The 3,226-nt window shown below is 71.1% G+C and carries 2 protein-coding genes and 1 pseudogene; all 3 read left to right on the top strand.

Annotated features, from left to right (window positions below):
* The first annotated feature begins 17 nt into the window (after positions 1-17).
* The gene (locus FFA01_RS15695) at positions 18-1,352 is read left to right on the top strand and encodes an RbtT/DalT/CsbX family MFS transporter (RefSeq protein ID WP_146857119.1); all 1,335 of its coding nucleotides are present in this window, start codon (positions 18-20) and stop codon (positions 1,350-1,352) included.
* A complete protein-coding gene (locus FFA01_RS15700) occupies positions 1,349-3,088 on the top strand; it encodes a dihydroxyacetone kinase family protein (protein ID WP_146857120.1) in 1,740 nt (579 codons plus the stop codon). The genes FFA01_RS15695 and FFA01_RS15700 overlap by 4 nt, the downstream gene beginning before the upstream one ends.
* Positions 3,085-3,226: pseudogene (locus FFA01_RS16370) on the top strand (RpiB/LacA/LacB family sugar-phosphate isomerase); the annotation flags it as partial. The gene FFA01_RS15700 and the pseudogene FFA01_RS16370, both read left to right, overlap by 4 nt.

The raw sequence follows: 3,226 nt of genomic DNA on the forward strand, positions 1-3,226 counted from the left end.
GAAGAGGGGACCGCCGTATGACCTCCGTCACCACCGCCTCCACGTCCACCCTCACCGAGGGCCGCCTCGACCGGCTCGGCATCCCACGGGTGCTGTTCTGGGGCTTCATCGCCGTGCTCGTCTTCATGACCGGCAACGGGGTCGAGTCGAACTTCATCACCCCGCACATGGTCGACGTCCTCGGCTCGCCCGAGGCCACGGTCGCCAACATCATCACCGGCTACAGCCTCGCCGTGCTGGTGGGCAGCTACCTCTCGGGTGCCCTCGCCGACCTGATCGGCCCGCGCAGGGTCATGCTGATCGGGTTCCTGATCTGGATCGTCTTCGAGGTGCTGTTCCTTCTGAGCCTGCAGGCCCAGAGCGTCCCGCTGACCGCCGTCACGTACACGCTGCGCGGTTTCGGCTACCCGATCTTCGCCTTCGCCTTCCTGGTGTGGGTCAACATCATCACGCCCGTCGAACGCAACGGATCCGCCGTCGGCTGGTTCTACGTCGCCTTCACCGGCGGGCTGCCCACTCTCGGGTCGCTCTTCGCGATCGGGGCCATCCCCACCTTCGGCGGCGGAACCGTCGGCGAGACGGGGGCCATGATCGCATCGATCGGCCTCGTCGTGATCGGGTTCCTGATCGCCTGGTTCGGGGTGAAGGAGCCCCGAGGGCGTCGACGGATCGCGCCGGCCGGCGAGAGCGCCACCGCCGTGCTCACCTCGGGGCTCCGTCTCACCTTCACCCGCGGCAGGATCCTGATGGGCTTCCTCATCCGCCTGATCAACACGGCCCCGCAGTACGCGATGTTCATCGTGCTGCCCGTGATCATCGCGGAGGACCGCGGCTGGGGCCAGTCGCGCTGGCTGCTCATGACGGTCTGCGTCTACGCCACGAACATCCTGGTCAACGCTCTCTTCGGCGCCATCGGCGACAGGTTCGGCTGGCAGCGCACCGTCAAGTGGTTCGGCATCGTGGGCTCCGCCCTCGGCCTGCTGCTCTGGTGGTACGTGCCGCAGCTCGTCCCGGCCGGCAGCGACTGGGGCTACGTGCTCTCGGTGATCGCCGGCTGCGTGTTCGGCTGCCTGCTGGCCGGGTTCGTGCCGATGGGCGCGATCATGCCCGCGCTCGCCCCCGACCACAAGGGCGCCGCCATGGCGATGTACACCACGGCCGCCGGCGGTGCCGCGTTCCTCGGCTCGGGCGTCGTCGCCCTGGTCTTCGGGCTCGGCGGCTCCGGCGTCGGGGTGGTGTGGGCCTTCGTCGGCCTCTACGCCGTCGCCTTCGTGATGATCCACTTTCTGAACGTCCCCCAGGGCGGCCGCAGCCACGGCCGTTCCGCCAGCAGAGAGAGCACCAGCTCATGACCACCATCTACGACGATCCCGACGAGTTCGCCGACGATCAGCTCACCGGATTCCTCGCGTTGTACGCCGACCGCCTGCGCGGCGTGCCCGGGGGCGTCGTCTCGCACCGCGGTCGGGGCGAACCGCAGGTCGCGGTCGTCATCGGCGGCGGCTCGGGGCACTATCCGGCCTTCAGCGGCACCGTCGGACCGGGGCTCGCGACCGGGGCCGTGGTCGGCAACATCTTCACGTCGCCGTCGGCCGCCCAGGCGTACTCGGTCGCGAAGGCCGCCGATCAGGGCCGGGGCGTCGTCTTCAGCTTCGGCAACTACGCCGGCGACACGATGAACTTCGGCATCGCCGCCGAGCGCCTCCGCAAAGAGGGCATCGACACCCGCATCGTCGTCGTCACCGACGACATCGCGTCGGCCGACGACGTCTCGAAGCGCCGCGGCATCGCGGGCGACTTCTCGGTGTTCAAGGCCATGGGGGCCGCCGCGGCCGAGGGCGCCTCGCTCGACGAGGTCGAGCGAATCGGCAACGCGTCGAACGACGCGACCCGGACGCTCGGCGTGGCCTTCTCGGGCTGCACCATGCCGGGCGCCACCGAGCCGCTCTTCGAGGTCCCCGACGGGCACCTCGGCCTGGGGCTCGGCATCCACGGCGAACCGGGCATCCGCGACGTCGAGCTGATGCGGGCGACCGATCTCGCCGACCTCTTCGTCGACCGGCTGCTCGACGACCGGCCGACCGGCGCCTCCTCGAAGGTCGCCCCGATCCTCAACGGCCTCGGCACCACCAAGTACGAGGAGCTGTTCCTGCTCTGGGGCCACATCGCCCGGCGCCTGGCCGAGGCCGACGTCGAGGTGGTCGAGCCCGAGGTCGGCGAGCTCGTCACCAGTCTCGACATGGGCGGCGTCTCGCTGACCCTTCAATGGCTGGACGACGAGCTCGAGCGTCTGTGGCGGGCCGACGCGTACACCCCGGCGTACCGCAAGCTGCGCGCACCGCTCGACGCGCTCGTGGTGCCCTCGCCCGACGAGCTCGCGGCGGGCGTCGACGACACCGCGCCCGACGCGACCGAGGCGGCCGTCCGCCTGGGCGGCACGGTCCGGTCGACGCTCGGCGCGATCCACGACCTGCTGCGCCGCGAGGAGGAGACGCTCGGCCGCATCGACGCGGTGGCCGGCGACGGCGACCACGGACGCGGCATGCTCAAGGGCATCGGCGCGGCCGTCTCACGGGTCGACGGCGTCGACGAGGGGGCAGGAGGCGCGTGGCTGCTGAGTCGCGCGGGTCTGGCCTGGGCGGAGCACGCCGGGGGCACCTCCGGGGTCCTCTGGGGTTCGGCGCTCGAGGCCCTCGCCGCATCGTTGACCGACGAGCGCGACGACTACGCGCCCGCGCTGATCGTGGACGGCGTCGACGCCTTCGCCGAGTCGATCGTCGACCTCGGCCGCGCGAGCGAGGGCGACAAGACCATGCTCGACGCCCTGCTGCCGTTCGCCCGGTCGCTGCGCGAGCGGGTCGATGCGGGCGACGCGCTGCCGGTGGCCTGGACGGCGGCGGCCCGGGTGGCCGTCGACGCCGCCGCCGCCACCGCCGAGCTCCGACCGAAGGTGGGTCGGGCTCGTCCGCTCGCCGAGAAGAGCGTCGGGACCCCCGACGCCGGAGCCACCTCCATGGGAATGATCGTCACGGCCGTCGGCGAGGTCCTCACCTCGTCGTCCGCCTCGAGAGAAGGAGCAGCATCATGAGCATCGACCGCACCTACCGGCTCGTCGTCGGATCCGACGACGCCGGGTTCGAGTACAAGGAGGCCATCAAGGCCGACCTGATGACCGACCCGCGGGTGTCGATCGTCACCGACGTGGGCGTCGACGCCGACGGTCACA

This window comes from Frigoribacterium faeni, assembly GCF_007988805.1.
GTDB classification, from domain to species: domain Bacteria; phylum Actinomycetota; class Actinomycetes; order Actinomycetales; family Microbacteriaceae; genus Frigoribacterium; species Frigoribacterium faeni.

Excerpts from the sequence above, each read along its gene's own strand:
- FFA01_RS15695 (WP_146857119.1), top strand. The coding sequence starts at position 18 with ATGACCTCCGTCACCACCGCCTCCACGTCCACCCTCACCGAGGGCCGC.
- FFA01_RS15700 (WP_146857120.1), top strand. The coding sequence starts at position 1,349 with ATGACCACCATCTACGACGATCCCGACGAGTTCGCCGACGATCAGCTC.